The sequence below is a fragment of the Pelagibius sp. genome (genome assembly GCF_028281305.1).
In the GTDB taxonomy this organism is placed as follows: Bacteria; Pseudomonadota; Alphaproteobacteria; order Kiloniellales; family Kiloniellaceae; genus Pelagibius.
Window position 1 is genome coordinate 1 of sequence record NZ_JANQKD010000079.1, and the last position, 20887, is coordinate 20887.

Sequence of the window (20887 nt, forward strand, 5' to 3'; positions counted from 1 at the left end):
CAAGGGCACCGGTAACTCGGAAATCGTGCTCGACCGCAAGCTGGCCGACAAGCGCACCTTCCCGGCCATCGACATCGGCAAGTCCGGCACCCGCAAGGAAGAGCTTCTGGTGGACAAGGCCACGCTCTCCAAGATGTGGGTGCTGCGCCGTATCCTCATGCCCATGGGGGTCACCGATTCCGTGGAGTTCCTGGTCGACAAACTGAAGCAGCAGAAGACCAACCAGGACTTCTTCGACTCGATGAATCAGTAGAGGTATCGCGGCGGCACCGAGGCCGCCCGGACGACGGCAAAAGATGCGGGCCCGGTCAGCGACCGGGCCCGTTCTTTATGCGCAGGCCGAAGGACCGGGATCAGCCGGCCGGGGCGGCGCAGATCTTGGTCGTGCCGTTGTTGGCGTTGCTGGTTTCCGGAACGATGTTGGCCGGATCGATCATGATGGAGAACTGGCAGCCGCCGACGTTGTAGCAGCCATTGGGGATCTCGACCTCCACAGGCATCGTGCCGTCCCACATCGGGCTTACCAGAGGCACAGAGACCGTGCCGGCGCCGGTGAAGGCGACGGTCACCTCGCTGGCGCCCCAGCCGCCGGCCGGGGTCTGCGATCCGTTGGTCTTGAACTGCACCTTGAAGGCGATGGTGTCCGCCGGGCCATAAGGGTTGTTCTGGCGCTTGCAGAAGCCGGTGTTCGGCATGCCGGAGGTCACACTGCCCGGAAGACCGGGATGGAGGACGAAATCGGGCAGCCGCTTCGGGGGTTCCGAATCGAAGCTGCCGGGTCCCTGGGGAACGCCGCCGCCGCCACGCGACGGCCGTGCCGGCTTCTTCTCCAGGCGCCGGATGACCGGCTTGATCTGTTGGTCCTTGCCCGCCTGGGCGAGCAGCAGGCGCGGTCCCTGCGCCTGGGTCTCGGCAGCAGCCGGTCCGGTCAGACCCGCAGCAAGCAGCGCTGCAGCGGCCAGCGCCGGCAGCGCGAGTTTCGATGTCCTGTGAATCATGGTTCTCCTCCTTCGCAGGCCGACGGTGAAGTCCTGTGCAGTCGGTGCTCATGGGTCGGAGGGTCACGGCCTAGGGTTCAATGGATCGTCGGGCGGTATTCGGACCTTCGGTCGTTGTCGCTCCGGACGGGGCTTCCTTGATTATAGGTCATCGACCTATTATGGTTGATGACCGCCGCCTTGAGGAACGCCGCAATGGCCGACGCCCAAAGACTGATGCCCAAGGGCGAAGCGCGGCGCGCAGCCATTCTGGCGGAGGCACGGCGGGCCCTGCTCAATGTCGGATACAGCCGGGTTTCGCTGCGGAGGGTCGCGCAGGCCCTCGGCATCTCGCTGGGCAATCTGCAATACTACTTTCCCACCAAGCACAGCCTGATCGCGGCGGTCATCGTCCAGGAGACGGAACGGGCCGCGGCACTTCTTCGGGAGATCGCCTGGGACCCGAAAGCGCCTGAGCGCTGCATCCGCGACGCTGTGGAAGCCCTGCTGCGTTCCTACGCAGGTCCGGCCGGCCGCGTCTATGCCATCGCCGAGTTTCTGGCGCTGGACGATCCGCGCTACGCCCGGCTGAAGGCCGAGGGCTATGGCGAGCTCCGCAGATATATTGGACAGCTTGTCGCCGTCATGGCACCGCAGCTGGACGCGGCGCGCCGTGCCGGTCTCGCGCGGGTTCTGATCGCCCTGATCGACGGCGCTGCGCTGCAGTTGCAGACCACCGACGGGAACACCGAAGCCGAGAACACCCAAACCGGGCGCGTCGACGCGATGATCGACGACGTTGCCCGGGCCATGCAGACGCTTCTGGAAAGCTGGGAATAGGAACAGCCATGCACTGGATCTACCTGTCTCTTGCCATCGTCGCCGAGGTCGTCGGCACCAGCGTGCTGAAGCAGTCTGACGGTTTTTCGCGCCTCGGCCTGGGCGCCCTTTCTGTCGTCAGCTTCGGCGTTGCGCTGTTCTTCCTGTCCCTGGCACTGCGCGCGATTCCTCTGGGTATCGCCTACGCGATCTGGGCCGGCGTCGGCATCGTCATTATCTCGCTGATCGGGGTGGTGGTGTTTCGGCAGGGCCTCGATGCGCCGGCCATTCTGGGCATCGCCCTCATTCTGGGTGGTGTCGTCGTCATCAACGTCTTTTCGAACACCGCGGTGCATTGAGGCGATCTGCAGTCGGACAAACGGGGGACGCCCTTGTCGACTGCAGCCCGCGCTTGCCTATGCCGCCTGAGCAGCCGCCCGCTTCATGGTGTCGGTCAGAATGTTGTAAGTGGTGATCCAGGCAGTCTTCACCTCTTCCGTGAAGGCCTCCCCCAGGCCTTGTTCCAGGGTCCACAGCAAAGCGGCGGCGACGGTGTCGTAGTCCGCTTCGGTGACGCCGTACCCGGCATGGCGTTCGCCGAGCGCCTCCAGGGCCGGGACCAGTTCGTCCAGGTTCTCCAGTCCGCCGACCGCCGTGTCGATCATGTGCATGAGGCGTTCGCCCTGTGCAGTCATGTCGCCTTTGAACAAGGACTTCAGGCCAGGGGCCAGAATGAACAGCCGGCCATAAAACAGGGCGGCGGCCTGGCTGGAGATCGGCTGCACCTTCGCCCAGCTCTCCTGGACGAGATGGCGTTCTTCTTCGGTCATGGACGGGGTCTCCTTCTGCAGATCAGAAACGCCGGGACGCCGCGTTGGCGCCGTTTCCGGCTGACCGGGAGACCAGAGCAGGATCCGTACCACCCGGTATGACTCCGGCAACGGCCTGATTCACAGGCTCTTTTGGCGTGGTGCGGCATGCACACAGCACCCCAACATTTTGCGCTTTCACGCGTTCTTGCGGTGTCGCCGCAAGATCTTGGGGATTGTGGTAGGCTGTTGATGCCGCGTCCGGCCTTCGCCGCAGGCTCAGAGCGAAAGGAGATCCCCGCCATGCTGGGATACCCCTTCAGGCCACTGCTGCAGGCAATCGAAGCGGCAGGTGGAATGGCCGCCGTCGGCGAGGTGAAACGCCGGGCCGGCGTGCCTGCCGGCCGCACCTACCGGATGAGTGAAGTCTACAGCGACACCGAGTGCCAGCGCGTGCTGGCCGCGGCCGTTGACGTGCTCGGTCGGAGCGCGGAAGAGATCTGCGACCTTTGGGCGGCGGCCTTCCTCGAGGACACGCAGAAGCGCTTCCCCACATGGTACGCGATGTGTGCCGATGCGCGAGCGCTGCTGGAGTGTCACCCGGAGATACACGACGGCTTCGCGGCGAGCCTGACCGACCCCGAGGCCAGCCGGGCGGTCGCCCAGAAGTTCCGCATCGAGAAGCGGGAGCGGGAACTGATCGTCCACTACCGCTCGCCCAACCGTCTGTGCCGTCTTTACCGGGCGCTGGCGCAGCGGGTGATCGCCCACTACGGCGACGCAGCCGACGTCGAGGAAACGCAGTGTCTGCACCGGGGGGATCCTGAATGCGAATTCCGTATCCGCTGGATATCGTGAAGGGAGGAGCGGGCTCATGACAGCGAACACCCAGGCCTCAAACACCCGGGCCTCAAACACCCGGGCCTCAAACACCCGGGCCTCCGGCGAGGCGGAGTTGCGCAGCCTCATCGAGCGGATTGCCGATCAACTCTGCCTGACCGTCGGCGGTCGCTTCGATCTCCTCGTCAAGATCGACAGCGATGACGACACCGCCGAAAAGCTGCAGATGCTGACGAACTTCGTGCTCGCCACCGCGCGCCGCTCGATCGAAGAGGTCCGGCGGGTGAAGGACGCACTGCACGACGAACTGGAAGAACGCCGAAGGGCCGAACGGCAGATCGCCTATCTTCAGGAGGAAGTGGAAACCGCCAAGGCCCTCGGCCCTATGGTGGGTAGGAGCCTGGCGCTGCGCAAGGTGCGCGAACAGATCGCAGTGGTGGCGCCGACCGACGCCGGCGTCCTGATCGTCGGCGAGTCGGGGACGGGAAAGGAACTGGTTGCCCGTGCCATTCACGCGGACAGCCCGCGCAAGGACCGGCCCATGGTCAGCGTCAACTGCGCGTCGGTTCCGCGCGAGCTTTTCGAAAGCGAGTTCTTCGGCCACCGCAAGGGCGCCTTCACCGGCGCGGCGCAGGACCGCATGGGCCGCTTCGAGCTTGCCGACGGCGGCACGCTTTTCCTCGACGAGGTCTCGGAGATTCCCCAGGCGCTGCAGAGCAAGCTGCTGCGTGCTCTGCAGGAGGGGGAGTTCGAACGGGTCGGCGAGAACCGCACCCGCAGGATCGACGTCCGCATCATCGCCGCCACCAACCGGGACCTCGCCCGGGAGATGGAGGCGGACCGCTTTCGCCCGGACCTCTACTACCGCCTCAACGTCTTTCCCATCGAGCTTGCCCCGCTGCGCCACCGCAAGGACGACATCGCCCTGCTGGCGACGCTGTTCCTGGAGCGCGCCTGCGCGCGGTTCCACCTGCCGCGCGCAGGCCTGACGCCGGATGCCCTGCGCCAGCTTGAGTGCTACGACTGGCCGGGCAACGTCCGCGAGCTGCAGAACATCATCGAGCGGGCGGTCATCACGGCGCGCGGCGGTCCGTTGCGGCTAGCGTTCTCCGCCGATGCACAGCCGATGCCGCGCGCGGTCCCTCCGCGAGACCCCGGGGAGGTTGCCACAGAGGAGGAGATGCAGCGCCGCACCCGCGACAACATGATGGCCGCGCTTGCGCGCTGCGACGGCAGGGTCTACGGGCCGGACGGTGCCGCGGCCCTGCTCGGCATCAAGCCGACGACCCTGGCCGCGCGTCTCAAGGCCGCGGGTCTCAGGAGCGGGAAGGGATCCTCAGCACAGCAGCTATGGGACGCTGGCTAACCGATCTTGCGTTGCCGCAGACAAGAACACGACGTCAGTTGGAACGCCATTCTTCGACGCTGTCGACGGGATTGGGCAAGCGCCCTTCCAACCACTTTTGGACTGTTCCCGGCTTCATATCGGGATCCGTGTTTTCGATTACCCAGGACAGGAACTCTGGGCCGCCATTCAGGTAGGGCGGCGGTGAAACTGGATAGAAAGTAGTCGGCAATCGCTCGTTAACTGAGAGGTAGTTCAAGACGTGCGCGAGCTCCTGGATCGCACTCCATGCGAGCTCATGATTGATATCGATCTCGAACTTGATCCACCACAATCCATCATCGTTGGCACCATGTCCGATCGTTCCGGTGATAGCCGGTATCTTTGCAAGGTACTTCAGGAGAGTGCCGAATGCCCGCTCATCCATCACGCGATCCAATCCGAGAGCACCTTGAGAAAACGCCACAGAAGTTGTCTGCGACGGTGATCTGAGCCTCGTCGCTTCAAACAAATCCTGGATGCTAGAAGAACCTCAGGCGGCTCCGCCCAAGACCCTCTATCCAAGACCCTCTATGGCAACAGCACCGTCGAGCCGGTGGTCTTGCGGGCCTCCAGGTCGCGGTGGGCCTGGGCGGTCTCGCTCAAGGGATAGGTCTGGTTCACCTCGATCTTCACCTTGCCCGCTGTCACCACCTCGAAGAGCGCGGCGGCGGAGGCCTCCAGCTCTTCGCGCTGGACATTGTAGTTGAGCAGACTGGGCCGGGTGAGATAGAGCGAACCCTTCTGGCCGAGGACGGCCGGATTGAAGGGCGGCACCGGGCCGGAGGCATTGCCGAAGCTCACCATCAGGCCGCGCGGCCTGAGGCAGTCCAGCGAGCCTTCGAAGGTATCCTTGCCGATGGAATCGTAAACCACCGGCACGCCGGCACCCTCGGTCAGTTCGCGCACCCGCGCGGTGAAGTCCTCTTCGCGGTAGTTGATGGTGTGGTGGCAGCCATGCGCCTTGGCGAGCGCCGCCTTCTCCTCCGAGCCCACGGTGCCGATGACGGTGGCGCCCAGATGGTCCAGCCACTGGCAGGCGATGAGGCCGACGCCGCCGGCGGCGGCGTGGAACAGCACCGTATCGCCGGGCTGCACCGCGTAGGTGCGGCGGATCAGGTACTCCACTGTCATGCCCTGCAGCATCATCGCGGCGGCCTGCTGGTCGCTGATCGCATCGGGCAGCTTCACGAGGCGGTGCCAGGGCATGAGACGCGCTTCGGCATAAGCGCCCGGCGGGGCGTCGGCATAGGCGACACGGTCGCCGGGCTGAAAGGCGGTGACGCCGTCGCCCACCGCGGCAACGGTTCCCGCCCCCTCCATGCCGATGACCGCGGGCAGAGCGGCCAGGGGATAGAGACCGTTGCGGTGGTAGACGTCGATGTAATTGAGGCCGCAGGCGGTCTGTTCGATCAGGACCTCGCCGGCGCCCGGGGCGGGCACCTCGACGTCTTCGTAGACCAGGGCCTCGGGCCCGCCGGGTCCGTGAATGCGGACGGCTTTGGTCATGGCTGCGTTCCCTCCTAGGCCAGCGCCTGTTTGAAGAACTCGATGGTGCGCTGATTGGCCAGCTCGGCCGACGCAGCATCGTAGTGCTGGCCGCCCTTGCGGGCGAAGGCGTGGTCCTGGCCTTCGTAGACATGGACCGTCACTTGATCGTTGCCGGCCAGACCCTCCTGCACCTTCGCGATTTCCTCGGCGGAGGAGAACTGATCCTTCTCGGCGATGTGCAGCATCAGGGGATGGCTGATACTGCCGGCCTCGCCCAGGAGGTCGCCCAGGCCGACGCCGTAGTAGCCGACGTTGGCATCGGCGTCGGAGCGTGTGGCCATGAGGTAGGCCAGCTTGCCGCCCAGGCAATAGCCCAGGGTGCCGGATTTCCCGTTGGAGACCGTGTGCGCGTTCAACATGCCCAGGGTCGTCTTCAGGTCCTCGATGCCCTTGTCGACATCGAAGAGCCCGAAGAGTTCGAAAGCGCGGTCCCATTCCGCCTGGCTTTGGTCGGTGAGCTGGATGCCGGGTTCGATGCGCCAGAAAAGATCGGGACAGGCGGCGACGAAGCCCTGGCCTGCCAGCCAGTCGCAGGTCTCGCGCATCACCTGATTGACGCCGAAGATTTCCTGCGCAACGACGATGCCCGGCGCCGGCGTGACCTCCGGAGTCGCGACGTAGACCATGAAGCTGCCGTCTTTGCCTTCGATGTTTACTTCCGGCATGGGATGTCCCCCTTGAAGTGATGCATCAGACTTTGATTTTGAGCAGAGCTTATCTCGCGGCGGCGACGCCTGTCATCACGCCTGCGCGGGAGATTGCGATCTCCCGGGAAAAGCAGGCTTAGGAAAAAAGCAGGCTGTGCTGGATCGGCCAGGCGCCTTCGAGAGTGAGGAGTTCGGCTTTGGTCTCGCCGCCGCGGCCGCCGGAGAAACCGCCGAGCGCCCGGTCGGCCGCCAGCACCCGGTGGCAGGGAATGAGGATGGGAATGGGGTTGGCACCGCAGGCGCCACCCACGGCGCGGGCAACGCCGCCGGTCGCCGCGGCCAGATCGCCGTAGGAACGCGTCTCGCCGTAGGGGATGCGCAGCATCTCTTCCCAGACCGCCCGCTGAAACACACTGCCGCTGGGTTTCAGCGGCAGATCGAAGACGCGCAGAGCGCCGGCGAAGTAGGCTGCGATCTGTTCCGCCGCGTTGTCGAGCAGCGCCGATGCATCATCCGCTCCGCTTGCGCGCTTGGCGGTCCAGGTCACCTGCACGATGGTGCCGTCTTCCTCGGTCACGCGCAGCGGGCCGGTGGGCGTATCGAGGCTGCGGTGCCGGCGGGTCATGACGCGGTGTTGCCGCCGAGTGCGCGGGCCAGGCCCTCGGCCTCTGTGATCGGCAGGGAACAGGTCGGCCCGTGGCAGACGAAGGCTGTCGCGCGATTGCCGCTTTGGGTCTTGCCGAAGGCGGGGTGGCTGTCGGGCAGTGCTGCACCGGGCTCCAGTGTCATGAGGATCCGGTTCGGCACAGAGGTCTTGCGGGCGGCGGCGATCAGGGCTTGCGTCTCTTCGGCCTCGCGCTCTCCGATGATGACGACCTGGGTGGCGGACCCGAGAAGCTCCACATTGCTCAAGAGCGTGGCGAGCGGAAAGAAGTTACGGTTCACTTCGCCCCCAAAGGCCTCGACCAGGGCGTCGGCCCGCGCGCGGTAGGCGTCCTTGCCGGTGAGGTAGAAGAGTCTGGCGAGCACGCCGAGGATCGTGCCGTTGCCGGATGGTACCGCGTTGTCGTGGGCGTTCTTGGTGCGCACGATCAGGCCGGGCGTATCGTCGGCGGTGAGGAAGTAGCCGCCGGCGGCCGGGTCCCAATAATGGCGGTCGAGCACGTCGACCCAGGTTTCCGCCTGATCCATATAGGGCCGCTTGGCCGTCGCCTCGAACAGCGCCACGGCGGCGGCGGCCATGTTCGCATAGTCGTCGAGGGTGGCGGGATGCTTCAGGCGGCCATGGCGCCAACTGTGATAGAGGCGCCCGTCACGCTCCATCTCTCGGCAGACGAAAGCAAAGGCCTCTTCGGCGGCGGCCAGCCAGTCCGCTTCCCCGAACAGCGGTCCGAGTTCGGCGAGGGCGGCGATCATCAGGCCGTTCCAGTCGGCCAGCACCTTGTCGTCCCAGCCGGGCCGGATGCGCCCGTCGCGGCGCGCCAGCAGCTTGTCCCTGGCCGCCGCCAAGCGGGCTTCGGTGTCGGCATCGGCGAGCTCCGGCGCGGCGGAGCGGTTGAGGATGGTCTTGCCTTCCCAGTTGCCGTAACGCCCGACGTCGTAGTGAGCCTTGAAGAGAGCGGCCTCGGCGCCCAGCACCTCGTCGACCTCGGCTTCCTGCCAGACGTAGAACTTGCCTTCCTCGCCCTCGCTGTCGGCGTCGAGCGTCGCGGCGAAGGCACCGCTGGGGGACTGCCCGCCGCCGTCCGCATCGGCGATCATCTCCCTAAGCGTCCAGGCGACAGTCTCGCGGATGCGCTGCTCGTAAAGCGGATTGCCGCTGTCCTGCCAGGCCCAGGCCAGGATCTCCAGGAGCTGGGCGTTGTCGTAGAGCATCTTCTCGAAGTGCGGCACCAGCCAGCGCGCATCCACGGAGTAGCGGGCGAAGCCGCCGCCCAGGTGGTCGTAGATGCCGCCCTGGCACATCTGTGTGAGGGTGGTGTCACAGGCCTGGAACAGGGATTTTTCGCCGCCGCGCTTCCAGGCCCGCCACAGCAGCTTCATGATCGCGGGCTGCGGAAACTTCGGCGCGCCGCGGATGCCACCCAGCTCCGGATCGAATTCCCCGGCCAGGTGCTCGGCGATCTGATCGATCGTCGCCAGGGCGACGCCGGGGCCGGACTGGTTTTCCGACAGCCGGGCGAGCGCGTCCTTCAGGGCTTTGGTGTTGTTTTCGACCCGGGCGCTGTCGGTGGCGTAGACCTCCGCAATGCCCTGCAGCACATGGGGAAAGCCGGGCCGGCCAAAGCGCGGCGTCGGCGGGAAGTAGGTGCCGCCCCAGAAGGGCTCGCCCCGCGGCGTGAGGAACATGGTCAGTGGCCAGCCCCCCTGTTCGCCCAGCAGCGCCAGCGCGGTCTGGTAGATGGTGTCGACGTCCGGCCGCTCCTCGCGGTCGACCTTGATGTTGACGAAGAGCCGGTTCATCAGCGCCGCGATCTCCGGGTCCTCGAAGCATTCGTGGGCCATGACATGGCACCAGTGGCAGGCCGCGTAGCCGACCGAGAGCAGGACGGGCTTGCCGGTCTTTCGAGCTTCCTCGAAGGCCTCGTCGCCCCAGGCCTTCCAGGCCACCGGATTGTCGCGGTGCTGCAGCAGATAGGGGCTGGTCTCTTCGCCCAGACGGTTGGTCGAAGCTTGGTCGTCCGCCTGGCCTCCGCCGTCCTGATTTTTGGCGCCGTCCTGATCTTTGGAAGGGAGGGTCTCGGTCAAGGCGGGGTCCTTCTGCGCTGGATGGGGCGGAGGGGCGGCGGCGGAGCAGCGGACCGTGGGGCAGGAGACGCCGAAGCCCGCGTCCTCCCCACTTGCCGGGTGCGAAGACTGACCTCTATATGGGTGGCAAAGGCCCCTTGGCTCAACCATGAAATGTCTAGGGAAAATCTGTTTCGGAAGAGGCGCTCTGCATTGCGTTCGGGCCATAGTGTGCGAACCATAGTCTCCGGGCGAAAGACTGCGCCGCCGGGGCCACTGGGCCCGGGTCTGGAATCAGGCTTGCGGCATCGGGCGCCGAGCGCGGCAAAGAACGAAGGGATAAGGCAGCCATGAAGATCCATATCGACATCGAATGCACGCCCGAGGAGGCGCGTGCCTTCCTCGGCCTGCCTGATGTGGGACCGATGCAGAAGGCCGTCATGGACGAGATGCAGAAGCGCATGATGGCGAGCCTGGCGGCGATGGAACCGGAGCAGCTCTTCAAGACCTGGCTGCCGGCGGGTATCCAGGGCTGGGAGCAGATGCAGAAAGCATTCTGGTCGCAGATGACAAAAACGGCCCGGGACAAACCTTCGGGCGAATAGTTAGATCCAAGGGAATACAGTATAGATCAAGTAATCGCATATGCTGTTCCTGTGGAAATAAGAGTAAAATGAATAATTCTCTCCAGGCAGAGACTATTTTTGCGCCCTCAACGGCGTCCGGCAGGGCCGGCGTGGCGGTGGTGCGGCTCTCGGGGCCGCAGGCGGGGGCTGCCCTGCGGGCGCTCACCGGGGCCGATCTGCCGGTGCCGCGCCGCGCCAGCCTCCGGCGGCTCTGCGACCCGGCCGACGGGCGGCCCATCGACCGGGGGCTGGTGCTGTGGTTTCCGCAGCCCGGCAGTTTCACCGGCGAGGACATGGCGGAGCTGCATGTCCATGGCGGGCGGGCGGTGATCGCCGCCGTGCTGCAGTGTCTCGCGGCGCAACCCGGGTTGCGGCCGGCGGAGCCGGGGGAGTTCACCCGGCGCGCCTTTGACGGCGGTAAGCTGGACCTGACCGAAGTGGAAGGGCTTGCCGATCTGATCGACGCCGAGACCGAGGCCCAGCGCCGCCAGGCCTTGCGTCAGATGGAGGGCGGGCTGGCGCGGCGCACGGCCGACTGGGCGGGGCGGCTGACCCGGGTGCTGGCCTATGCCGAGGCGGCGATCGACTTTGCCGAGGAGGAGCTGCCGGAGGCGATGGAGGGGGAGGCATTGGCCGCCGCCCAAGCCGTAGCGGCGGAGGTCCGCGAGGCGCTGGCCGACGGGCGCCGCGGGGAGCGGCTGCGCGAGGGGCTGGCGGCGGTGATCCTGGGGCCGCCCAACGCCGGGAAGTCGTCTCTCCTCAACGCGCTGGCGGAGCGCGAGGTGGCGATCGTCTCGGAGACTGCAGGGACCACCCGCGACGTCATCGAGGTCCATCTGGATTTGGGGGGCTACCCGGTCACTCTGGCCGACACCGCCGGGCTGCGGGCGTTGGCCGCCGAGCGGCCGGCGGCGGCGGTCGGCGGTTCCAATCCTGCGGCGGTGGCGCAGGCGCACTGGCATATCGAACGAGAGGGCATGGCCCGCGCCCGCCGGCGCGCCGAGGCGGCCGACCTGAAGGTGCTGGTGTTCGATCTGGAAGCGGAGCGGTCCGCGGCGGGCCCGGGCCCGGACGGCAATCTGCTGGCGTTTGCGGACGACCGCAGTCTCCTGGTGCTCAACAAGGCGGACCGGGTGTCGCCGGCGGAGGCGGTGAGGGCGGCTGAAAGACTGGCCGCGGCAGCCGAGGCCGAGGGCAGGGACGGGACGGGTCCGCGTGCGGCCCCTCTTGTGGTCTCGGCCCGCAGCGGCGCCGGGCTCGACGCCCTGCTTGCGGCCCTGATCCGCCATGCCGAAGAACGTTTCGAAGGCGGAACGGCGGAAATCACCCGGGCCCGGCAAAGGCGTGCCCTTGAGGATTGCGTCACGGCGCTGGAGCGCATGGCATCCGCCGCGTTGCCGGAGCTGCGGGCCGAGGAACTGCGCCTGGCGGTGCGCGCCCTGGGCCGGGTGAGCGGCCGCGTGGATGTGGAGGACCTACTAGATATTGTGTTTCAGGACTTCTGCATTGGCAAATGATGTGTCGGCACCGGTGTTTCACGTGAAACATGGTAAACTGAGCAGCGGCCTGCCGGTCCGGTCGGGGTCAATGGTTTGCCTCCTGCCGCAGGCCTGATATAACCCGCGCCGACACGGGAGCAGAGAGCCAATGGCGCAGGATTTCTCGGTGGATGTGATTGTGGTCGGCGGCGGCCATGCCGGCTGCGAGGCGGCCGCGGCCGCGGCACGGCTCGGTGCGCGCACCCTTCTGGTCACACACCGGAAAGACAGCATCGGCGTGATGTCCTGCAACCCGGCCATCGGCGGCCTGGGCAAAGGGCACCTGGTTCGGGAGATCGATGCCCTGGACGGTGTCATGGGCCAGGTGGCCGATGCGGGCGGAATCCAGTTCCGGGTGCTGAATGCCAGCAAGGGACCGGCGGTGCGCGGACCGCGCGCGCAGGCCGACCGCAAGCTTTACCGAGAGGCCATGCAGGCGCGGCTCGCGGCGCAGCCGGATCTGCGGATCCACGAGGCGGCGGTGGAGGATCTGGTCCTTGATGCCGAGGGGCGGTGTTGCGGCGTGACCACCGACGCCGGGAAAACAATCCGCGCCGCGGCGGTGGTCCTGACCACCGGCACCTTTCTGCGCGGCCTTATTCACATCGGCGAGCGGCGGATCCCGGCAGGGCGTGTCGGCGAGGCGCCCGCGGTCGGCCTGGCCGCCACCTTGGAGCGCGCCGGCTTTCGGCTCGGCCGTTTGAAGACCGGAACGCCACCGCGGCTCGACGGCCGGACCATCGACACCGACGGCCTGACGGTGCAGCCCGGAGACGATCCGCCGGAGCCCTTCTCCACGCTGACGGCGACCATTACCCAGCCACAGATCGCCTGTCACATCACCCACACCTCCGAAGACGGCCATGCGCTGATCCGCGACAACCTGCATCGCGCGCCCCTGTACTCAGGTCAGATCGACTCCGTCGGACCGCGCTACTGTCCCTCCATCGAGGACAAGGTGGTGCGCTTCGCCGACAAGACGCGCCATCAGATCTTCCTGGAGCCGGAGGGTCTCGACGATCACACGGTCTACCCCAATGGCATCTCGACCTCGTTGCCGGAAGATGTCCAAAGCGCCCTGCTGAAGACGATCCCCGGGCTGGAGCGGGCGACCATCCTGCAGCCGGGCTACGCCATCGAGTACGACTACGTCGACCCGCGGGAACTGAGCGCCGCCTTGGAGACCCGCCGGATGCCGGGCCTCTTCCTGGCCGGGCAGATCAACGGGACGACCGGTTATGAGGAGGCCGCGGCCCAGGGCCTGATGGCCGGTCTGAACGCGGCGCTGCAGGCCGGAGCAGGCGGGTCGGATCGCCGGGTGGACCCCTTTGTCCTCGACCGCTCCCAGGCTTACATCGGCGTTCTGATCGACGATCTGGTGACGCGCGGCGTCAGCGAGCCCTACCGCATGTTCACCAGCCGGGCCGAATACCGGCTGCGCCTGCGGGCCGACAATGCGGATCAGCGCCTGACCCCGCTGGGTCTGGCGCTCGGCTGCATCGGGCCCGCGCGCCAGGAGGCCTTTGCGCGCAAGGTCGAGGCTCTGTCCAGCGCCCGCGCCCTGACCGAGGGGCTGACGATCACGCCCAATGCGCTGGCCGCCCGGGGAGTGGCCATCAATCAGGACGGCGTGAAGCGCAGCGCCTATGCGCTGCTGCGCTATCCGGCGCTGACGCTGGAGACGCTTGCCGCGATCTGGCCGGAACTGCAGACGATCCCGGCCGATGTCGCCCGTCAGGTTGAGATCGAAGGCCGCTATCAAGGCTACATGGAGCGGCAGGAGGCTGATGTCAGGGCGTTCCGGAAGGACGAAGCGCTCCTACTGCCCGCAGATCTGGACTATCAGGCGATCGGCGGGCTTTCGGCGGAAGTGCGCCAGATCCTGAGCCAGTCCCGGCCGGAAACCCTGGGCGCGGCGGCGCGCACTCCCGGCGTGACCCCGGCGGCGGTCATGGCCTTGCTGCGCCATGTGCGCAAGCGGCCGGCCGGCGGGTCCGGTTCCCGGGAGTCGGCTGCCTAGCCGGGCCGGGGAGGGGCCATGGGACGGGATCCCGAGCGGCTGGCGGCGGCTGACTTCCAGCGCATCCTCGATGTTTCACGTGAAACACAGGACAAATTTGAACGGTATGCGGCCCTTCTCACCAAGTGGACCGCCGCGATCAATCTGATCAGCCCGCGCAGTCTGCCGGACCTCTGGCGCCGTCATTTCCTCGATTCCGCCCAGCTTGCCGCGCACCTGCCGCCGGCGCCGGGGGACCGCAGGCGGGTTATCCTGGACCTCGGGTCCGGCGGCGGCTTTCCCGGTCTCGTGCTGGCCCTGATGGGCTGCGGCCACGTCCATCTGGTCGAGTCGGATCAGCGCAAGGCGGTGTTTCTGCGCGAAGTCGTCCGGGAAACCGGCGCAGAGGCCACGGTGCACGCGGCACGGATCGAAGCGGTGGAACTCTTTCCGGTCGATGTCGTGACCTGCCGGGCCTTCGCACCCCTCACGAAGATTCTCACCCTCTCTGAACCGTTTTTGGCCCCCGGCTGTGGACAAGAAAGCGCTGTGGGCCTGTTTCTGAAGGGCCGGACGGCCGATCTGGAATTGACCGAAGCTTGCAAAACATGGAGACTGCGAATCGAGCGCTTTGAGAGCAAGACCGATCCAGAAGGAACGATTCTGCGTCTCAAACTTCTATCTGTTGAGGATGGCGCGTCTTGAACCTACAACATGTTGATGAGCGTCCGGAGCACGGGGTGATCACACCGGCCCCGGTGGACACCCGGGTGCTGGCCGTCGCCAACCAGAAGGGCGGCGTCGGCAAAACCACCACGACCGTCAATCTGGCCACCGCGCTGGCCGCCTGCGGCAAGCGCGTGCTGATTGTCGATATGGACCCGCAGGGCAACGCCAGCACCGGGCTTGGCATCGCCCCGGAAAAGCGCAGCCAGGGAGTCTACCAGCTCCTGGTGGAGGATCTGGCGCTAGAGGAGGCAGAAACCCCGACCCTGGTGCCGGGGATGGATATCGTTCCCTCCGGGGTTGAGCTTTCCGGCGCCGAGTTGGAGCTGATTGCCCTGGACCGGCGTGAGTACCGGCTCAAGCATGCGGTGGACCGCGCGCGCGGGCGCTACGACTTCGTGCTGATCGACTGTCCGCCGGCGCTGGGCCTCTTGACCCTCAATGCGCTGGTGGCTGCCGATGCGGTGCTGGTGCCGCTGCAGGCGGAGTTCTATGCGCTGGAAGGCTTGAGCCATCTCATGCGCACCATTGAGAGGGTGCAGCGGGGCCTGAATCCGGGCCTCACGTTGCAAGGCGTCGTGCTCACCATGTTCGATCGGCGCAACAATCTCTGTGAGATGGTGGCGGCGGATGTGCGCGGTCACCTGGGCGAAAGGGTCTACCAGACGGTCATCCCCCGCAACGTGCGGGTGTCGGAGGCGCCGTCCCACGGCAAGCCGGTCCTGCTTTACGATCTGCGCTGCGCAGGTTCCCAAGCCTATGTGCGTTTGGCGCGGGAAATTCTCCAGCGCGAAGACAGCCTGCCCGGCCGCACCGCGATGGTGTCTTGACGGCATGGTGTCTTGACGGCACCGGCAGGCACGTTATCGTTTCGTGAGCGAAATGATCGTGCGGGTGAGGCATCGGATGATCAGCGACACGCGCCGGCGGCCCTCTATGGAGTGGGCGCTGTCGGCATGAGGCTTGGGGGAGCCGCCGTTTCGGGGAAGTGAAGGCCATGACAGACGGAGCATCATCGGACCAAGGGAAGAAGACCAACCTTGGGCGCGGCCTCGCCGCGTTGTTCGGCGAAGAGAACGAGGACTACGCCTCGCTGGACAAGGTGCGCTCGACGAAAGCTGTTCCGGTCGAGCACCTGCATCCCGGGCGATACCAGCCGCGCCAGGTCTTTGACAAGGATGCCGTGGCGGCGCTGGCGGAATCGGTCAAGGCCCAGGGAATCCTTCAGCCGATCCTCGTGCGGCGCCACCCGGACCGGCCGAGCGAATTCGAAATCGTCGCCGGCGAGCGCCGCTGGCGCGCCGCTCAGATCGCCAAACTCCATGAAGTGCCGGTGGTCATCCGCGAGCTGACCGATGCGGAATCCCTCGAACTGGCCATCGTCGAGAATGTCCAAAGACAAGACCTGACCCCAATTGAAGAGGCGGAAGGGTACCGACGGCTTCTCGAGGAGTTTCAGCACACCCAGGATGAGCTGGCGAAGCTGCTTGGCAAGAGCCGCAGCCACATCGCCAATACACTCCGATTGCTGGGCCTGCCGGAGTCGGTCAAGGCGATGGTGATGGACGGTAAGCTTTCGGCCGGCCATGCGCGGACGCTGGTGGGCTGCGAGGCGCCCGAGGACCTGGCGGCGGAAATCGTCAGCAAGGGGCTGAACGTGCGCCAGGCTGAGCGGCTGGTGCAGGAGGCCAAGGCCGGTCCCGCCCAGAAATCGCGCAAAGGCGCGGGCGGCGGCGCCGAAGAACCGGCCAAGGACAGCGACACCATCGCCCTGGAGCGCGATCTCACCGCGCTCCTCGGCCTCAAGGTGAGCATCAAGTTTCACGGCAGCGGCGGCTCGTTGACCATCCACTACAAGACACTCGAACAGCTCGACGACGTCCTCCACCGCCTGAACCAGATGCCGCCGGCCGGCGAGCGGGCCTAGCGCCGATCCGTCTCATCGGCATTGGCAACGGCACGTCGCGCCGCTTCCGGTCCCGCTTCCCTCTGGTTTGACGTCAGGCTTGTCGCCGGCGGCGCCCTGGGGCATTGGCGGCAATTTCCAAGAGGGCGCGGGCGGCCAGACTCTCCGCCGGGGCACCGCTGCGCTTGCAGGCCGCTTCCGCCTCCAGAAGCTTCTCCATCGCCGCCGTCAGCGCTGGCGGCCTCCAGGTCCCCGCCTGAGCCTTGAAGCCCGCCGCTGATTTCCAGAACACCGGCGGACGCAGGCCCTTCATGGCCTGGTCGACGCTGCTGCCGGCGGCAACGGCGCCGGCGACCTGATGCAGCCTCTGAAAGTGGCGCGCGACGGCCCGCAGCAGGCTCACCGGATTGCTTCCTTCCAGGAAGCATCGCCCGAGGCCGCGCTCCAGTCCCGGCAGGTCTCCCCCTGCGGTCGCCATCGCCAGGTCGTCCAGACCCAGCAGCGCCGAGTCCCCGACGCAGAGCATCACGTCGTCCAAAGTGACCGCTCCTTCGGCCGTCCCCTTGTACAGCAGAACCTTCTCAAGCTCCCGGCGCGTCAGTTGCCGGTCGCCACCAAGATGTGCCGCTAGGAACTCCGCCGCATCTCGGTCGATCCCGACGCCGGCCTCGGCGAAGAAGTCGCGCACCACGCCGCCGAGACTGCGGTGGTCGTCGTGATAGCAGGCGATGGCCGCCCCCGCCTTGTGCCCTTCGAAAAGCTTGCGCAGGCTCGAGCGCGCCGGCAGGTCTGCCGCCTCGAACACCACGAGCGCCTCTGTCGGGCCGGCGTCGAGGAAGGTCTTCACGATCGCCGTTACGGCGTCGCCGGCATCGCGGACCTGCACGAAGCGGCGTCCGCCGCCGAAGGTCAGGGCCGCCGCCTCGTCGGCCAAACCGGCCGGATCGTCCTTGATCTGGGCGCCCGTAAGCTCGGAGACACAAAACGGATCGGCGGGCTCTCCGGCAACGGCCTTGCGAAGCCGCGCGACATGTTCGCGGCGCAGCCCTGCGTCCGGTCCGAACACCAGGACAGCGGACTGCGCGCTGTCAGGTTCGGCCAGAAAGCGCTGCAATGCGGCGCCGGTCAGCTTCACCTGTCGCCTCCCCGGCTCGCGGCCCGGCAGTGCCGAGGGTCTTCAAGCGGTGTTGAAAAAGACGGCAAGGCGGGTCTGGATGTCGTCGGCCACCTCGCGCAGCGCCCGCTCGCGCGCGTCGCGCTCTGAAATCGTCGAGGCGAAAGGGTTCTCCAGGATGTCGTAGCTGGTGGTCGAGGTCGAGCGCCCGGTCAGCAGCTGAAGGCCGCTGCCTGTCTCAGACAGCAAGAAATCGGCGATGAGCTTCAGATTGGCGCGGGTCGCGGTCTCGTCCCTCCGAACGCCCAGTTCGCTCAACTGCTCCTGGAGGCGCAGCCGCAGCTGATAGTTCGGCGCGACCGGCTGGCCATTGGGGTTGAGGCGGTCGCGCAGAAAGTTGTGCATCTGCTGGCCGACCCGGTCGCGCAGTGGCTCGATGCGGATCGTCGCCAGTTCCGATGCGACGGTCTGACCGGCGTCGTTCTCGGCATAGAGCGGCTGAAAGCCGCAGCCCGCCAGGGGCAGCAACGCCGCCGCTGCCGTCATCCGTCCAATCTTTCCGCAAAAGCGCCTGCGCGACCTCTCCATGGCTCACACTACCACGTTCACGATGCGATTCTTAACCACGATCACCTTGCGCGCGGCTTTTCCGTCCATCGCCCGCTGCACGGCCGGCTCGGCCAGTGCCAACGCCTGCGCCTGATCTTCGGGTGCATCCATCGGCAGAGACACGGTCGCCCGCTTCTTGCCGTTCACCTGCACCGCCAGCACCACCTGCGCGTCGGCCACCAGCGCCGCCTCGGCCTCCGGCCAGGGCTGGTCGGCCAGGAAGTCCTGATACCCCAGCCGCTCCCACAACTCCTCGGCCAGGTGCGGCATCATCGGCCCGATGAGGCGGACGAGCAGCTCGCAGGCCTCACGCAGCACAAAGCGGCCGTCGTCTTTGGCAGGCTGGAACCCGGAGAGCGTGTTGGCGATCTCGTGGATCCGCGCCACCGCACGGTTGAAGCGGAACTTCTCGATGTCGTCGCCGAAGGCCTGCACGGTCTTGTGCACGGCCCGGCGCATGTCGAGGGTCGGGCCGCCCAGGGTCGCCGGCACCGGCGTGCCCGCGGCCGCCATGTGATCCAGGTTCTCGATCACCAACCGCCAGAGCCGCTGCGTGAAGCGCCAGGCCCCTTCGACGCCGGCGTCGGTCCACTCCATGTCGCGCTCCGGCGGGCTGTCGGAGAGCATGAACCAGCGCGCCGTATCGGCGCCGTAGGTTCCGATGATGGCCTCCGGGTCCACCACATTGTTCTTCGACTTGCTCATGGATTCCGAGCGGCCCACCGTGACCGGGCCCTGGCCTTCGATCCGCCGCGCGGTGCCGTCGGCCAGCTTTTCGATCTCTTCCGGATAGAGCCAGTTGCCGTCCTGGTCCTTGTAGGTCTCGTGGCAGACCATACCCTGGGTAAAGAGCCCGGCGAAGGGCTCCTGCACCGCCACCTGACCGACCTTTGCCAGGGCGCGCGTGAAGAAGCGTGCATAGAGCAGGTGCAGGATGGCGTGCTCGACGCCGCCGATGTACTGGTCCACGGGCAGCCAGTAGTCGACCGCTTCGCGGGTCATGGGTTCTTCGGCGCGCGGGCTGCAGAAACGTGCGAAGTACCAGGCGGAGTCGACGAAGGTGTCCATGGTGTCGGTGTCGCGCTCCGCGGCGCCGCCGCACTTCGGACAGCGTGTGTGCTTCCAGGTCGGGTGGTGGGCCAGCGGATTGCCCGGCTTGTCGAAAGTGACGTCCTCCGGCAGGACCACCGGCAGCTGGTCGTCTGGCACCGGCACCGCGCCGCAGGTCGGGCAGTGAACGACGGGGATCGGGCAGCCCCAGTAGCGCTGGCGCGAGATGCCCCAGTCCCGCAACCGGTACTGAATGGTGCTCTCGCCGCGTCCGTCCGCCGCAAGGCGATCGATGGCCGTCCGCTTGGCTGCCTCGACACCCAGGCCGTCCAGAAACTCCGAGTTGATGGCCAGTCCGTCGCCGGTATAGGCCTCGTCGCCGATCGTGAAGGCCGCGGCGTCCTCGCCCTCCGGCAGCACCACCGGGATGACCGGCAGGCCGTATTTGCGGGCGAAGTCCAGGTCGCGCTGGTCATGGGCCGGGCAACCGAAGATGGCGCCGCTGCCGTATTCCATCAGCACGAAGTTGGCGATGTAGACCGGCAGCGTCTGATCCGGCCGGAAGGGATGGCGCACGGTCAGCCCGGTATCGAAGCCCTGCTTCTCGGCCTTTTCGATGGCCTCCTCGCTGGTGCCCAGGCGGTTGCAGGCGTCGATGAAGTCCTGAGCATCAGGATTCTGGGCGGCAATCTCGGCGGCCAGGGGATGGCTCGGCGACAGCGCACAGAAAGAAGCACCGAACAGGGTGTCCGGGCGGGTGGTGAACACCGTCAGGGGGTCGTCGCGGCCAATGATCTCGAAGCGGATCGTCGCCCCCTCAGAACGGCCGATCCAGTTGCGCTGCATGAGGCGGACCTTTTCGGGCCAGCGCTCCAAGTCGTCGAGGGCATCCAGCAGTTCGTCGGAGAAGGACGTGATGCTGAAGAACCACTGCGCCAGCTTGCGGCGTTCGATCAGCGCCCCGGAGCGCCAGCCGCGCCCGTCGATCACCTGTTCGTTGGCCAGCACGGTGTGGTCCACCGGGTCCCAGTTCACCTCGGACTCGCGTCGATAGACCAGGCCGGCCCTCATGAAGGCGGCGAAGAGCTTCTGCTGCTGGGCGTAATAGCCGGGATGACAGGTGGCGATCTCGCGGTCCCAGTCGATCGACAGGCCCATCAGCTTCAACTGGCCGCGCATGGTGGCGATGTTGTCATAGGTCCAGCGCGCCGGATGAATGCCGCGCCGCATCGCCGCGTTCTCAGCCGGCAGCCCGAAGGCATCCCAGCCCATCGGGTGCAGCACGTTGAAGCCCTTGGCGCGCTTGTAGCGGGCGATGACGTCGCCGATGGTGTAATTGCGTACGTGCCCCATGTGGATCTTTCCCGACGGGTAGGGAAACATCTCCAGCACGTAGTACTTTTCACGCCCAGGCTCTTCCTGCACCGCAAAGCAGTTCGCGTCCTCCCAGCGCTTCTGCCACTTCGCTTCGAATTCTTTTGCGTTGTATCGGCTCATTTGGGGTGGTCGCGGATCAAGGGTTCAAGACGGTTGCTTTTCGGGGAGCTTCAGGCTGCGGGTGGATG

20 protein-coding genes and 1 pseudogene are annotated in these 20887 nt (G+C 66.6%); 11 read left to right on the plus strand and 10 right to left on the minus strand.

What is annotated here, in order from left to right; genetic code table 11:
* Positions 1-253 (plus strand): annotated as a pseudogene (locus tag Q0982_RS15045) (transcription termination factor Rho); the annotation flags it as partial.
* Between the two features lie 100 nt (positions 254-353).
* On the opposite strand, the gene Q0982_RS15050 reads toward Q0982_RS15045, so the two are convergent.
* A complete protein-coding gene (locus Q0982_RS15050; RefSeq protein WP_299396871.1) occupies positions 354-998 on the minus strand; it encodes a hypothetical protein in 645 nt (214 codons plus the stop codon).
* 195 nt (positions 999-1193) lie between these two features.
* Here Q0982_RS15050 and Q0982_RS15055 point away from each other — a divergent pair, with 195 nt between their 5' ends.
* Positions 1194-1817 carry a TetR/AcrR family transcriptional regulator gene (locus Q0982_RS15055; RefSeq protein WP_299396873.1) on the plus strand — a complete coding sequence of 208 codons (624 nt, stop codon included), beginning with the start codon at positions 1194-1196 and terminating at the stop codon, positions 1815-1817.
* An 8-nt stretch (positions 1818-1825) separates the two neighbouring features.
* Positions 1826-2155, plus strand: a complete 330-nt coding sequence (locus Q0982_RS15060; protein ID WP_299396874.1) for a multidrug efflux SMR transporter — start codon at positions 1826-1828, stop codon at positions 2153-2155.
* 57 nt (positions 2156-2212) lie between these two features.
* On the opposite strand, the gene Q0982_RS15065 is transcribed toward Q0982_RS15060, so the two are convergent.
* Positions 2213-2626 (minus strand): globin family protein, encoded by a 414-nt coding sequence (locus tag Q0982_RS15065; protein WP_299396876.1) that lies wholly within the window; start codon positions 2624-2626, stop codon positions 2213-2215.
* 282 nt (positions 2627-2908) lie between these two features.
* Here Q0982_RS15065 and Q0982_RS15070 point away from each other — a divergent pair, with 282 nt between their 5' ends.
* Positions 2909-3463 (plus strand): heme NO-binding domain-containing protein, encoded by a 555-nt coding sequence (locus Q0982_RS15070; RefSeq protein WP_299396877.1) that lies wholly within the window; start codon positions 2909-2911, stop codon positions 3461-3463.
* 16 nt (positions 3464-3479) lie between these two features.
* The gene (locus Q0982_RS15075; RefSeq protein ID WP_299396879.1) at positions 3480-4811 is read left to right on the plus strand and encodes a sigma-54-dependent Fis family transcriptional regulator; all 1332 of its coding nucleotides are present in this window, start codon (positions 3480-3482) and stop codon (positions 4809-4811) included.
* 34 nt (positions 4812-4845) lie between these two features.
* On the opposite strand, the gene Q0982_RS15080 is transcribed toward Q0982_RS15075, so the two are convergent.
* The 5 genes from Q0982_RS15080 to Q0982_RS15100 form a co-directional block, all read right to left on the minus strand.
* Positions 4846-5229 (minus strand): hypothetical protein, encoded by a 384-nt coding sequence (locus Q0982_RS15080; protein ID WP_299396880.1) that lies wholly within the window; start codon positions 5227-5229, stop codon positions 4846-4848.
* Between the two features lie 131 nt (positions 5230-5360).
* Positions 5361-6338, minus strand: coding sequence for a quinone oxidoreductase (locus tag Q0982_RS15085; protein ID WP_299396882.1), 978 nt, complete (start codon positions 6336-6338; stop codon positions 5361-5363).
* A 14-nt stretch (positions 6339-6352) separates the two neighbouring features.
* On the minus strand, positions 6353-7045 hold the full coding sequence (locus Q0982_RS15090) for a dienelactone hydrolase family protein (RefSeq protein ID WP_299396883.1): 693 nt from the start codon (positions 7043-7045) through the stop codon (positions 6353-6355).
* 118 nt (positions 7046-7163) lie between these two features.
* Positions 7164-7652 (minus strand): methylated-DNA--[protein]-cysteine S-methyltransferase, encoded by a 489-nt coding sequence (locus Q0982_RS15095; protein ID WP_299396885.1) that lies wholly within the window; start codon positions 7650-7652, stop codon positions 7164-7166.
* Positions 7649-9775: a thioredoxin domain-containing protein gene (locus tag Q0982_RS15100; protein WP_299396886.1), complete on the minus strand. Its 2127-nt coding sequence runs from the start codon at positions 9773-9775 to the stop codon at positions 7649-7651. The genes Q0982_RS15095 and Q0982_RS15100 overlap by 4 nt, the downstream gene beginning before the upstream one ends.
* A gap of 329 nt (positions 9776-10104) precedes the next feature.
* Here Q0982_RS15100 and Q0982_RS15105 point away from each other — a divergent pair, with 329 nt between their 5' ends.
* The 6 genes from Q0982_RS15105 (at position 10105) to Q0982_RS15130 (ending at position 16570) form a co-directional block, all read left to right on the plus strand.
* Positions 10105-10359, plus strand: a complete 255-nt coding sequence (locus tag Q0982_RS15105) for a DUF6489 family protein (RefSeq protein WP_299396888.1) — start codon at positions 10105-10107, stop codon at positions 10357-10359.
* 68 nt (positions 10360-10427) lie between these two features.
* A complete protein-coding gene (gene mnmE / locus Q0982_RS15110; RefSeq protein ID WP_299396889.1) occupies positions 10428-11897 on the plus strand; it encodes a tRNA uridine-5-carboxymethylaminomethyl(34) synthesis GTPase MnmE in 1470 nt (489 codons plus the stop codon).
* Positions 11898-12027: 130 nt separating this feature from the next.
* Positions 12028-13938 (plus strand): tRNA uridine-5-carboxymethylaminomethyl(34) synthesis enzyme MnmG, encoded by a 1911-nt coding sequence (gene mnmG / locus Q0982_RS15115; RefSeq protein ID WP_299396891.1) that lies wholly within the window; start codon positions 12028-12030, stop codon positions 13936-13938.
* An 18-nt stretch (positions 13939-13956) separates the two neighbouring features.
* Complete coding sequence (gene rsmG / locus Q0982_RS15120) at positions 13957-14622, plus strand: 16S rRNA (guanine(527)-N(7))-methyltransferase RsmG (protein ID WP_299396893.1); 666 nt, start codon at positions 13957-13959, stop codon at positions 14620-14622.
* A gap of 35 nt (positions 14623-14657) precedes the next feature.
* Complete coding sequence (locus Q0982_RS15125) at positions 14658-15473, plus strand: ParA family protein (RefSeq protein WP_299396913.1); 816 nt, start codon at positions 14658-14660, stop codon at positions 15471-15473.
* Positions 15474-15640: 167 nt separating this feature from the next.
* A complete protein-coding gene (locus Q0982_RS15130) occupies positions 15641-16570 on the plus strand; it encodes a ParB/RepB/Spo0J family partition protein (RefSeq protein ID WP_299396894.1) in 930 nt (309 codons plus the stop codon).
* A gap of 73 nt (positions 16571-16643) precedes the next feature.
* On the opposite strand, the gene holA is transcribed toward Q0982_RS15130, so the two are convergent.
* Genes holA through leuS form a run of 3 tightly spaced genes read right to left on the minus strand, consistent with a single transcriptional unit; the run spans position 16644 to position 20819 of the window.
* Complete coding sequence (gene holA / locus Q0982_RS15135) at positions 16644-17684, minus strand: DNA polymerase III subunit delta (RefSeq protein ID WP_299396896.1); 1041 nt, start codon at positions 17682-17684, stop codon at positions 16644-16646.
* Positions 17685-17726: 42 nt separating this feature from the next.
* Positions 17727-18209 (minus strand): LPS assembly lipoprotein LptE, encoded by a 483-nt coding sequence (lptE, locus tag Q0982_RS15140; protein WP_299396898.1) that lies wholly within the window; start codon positions 18207-18209, stop codon positions 17727-17729.
* Positions 18210-18254: 45 nt separating this feature from the next.
* Positions 18255-20819 (minus strand): leucine--tRNA ligase, encoded by a 2565-nt coding sequence (gene leuS / locus Q0982_RS15145; RefSeq protein WP_299396899.1) that lies wholly within the window; start codon positions 20817-20819, stop codon positions 18255-18257.
* Positions 20820-20887 lie beyond the last annotated feature (68 nt).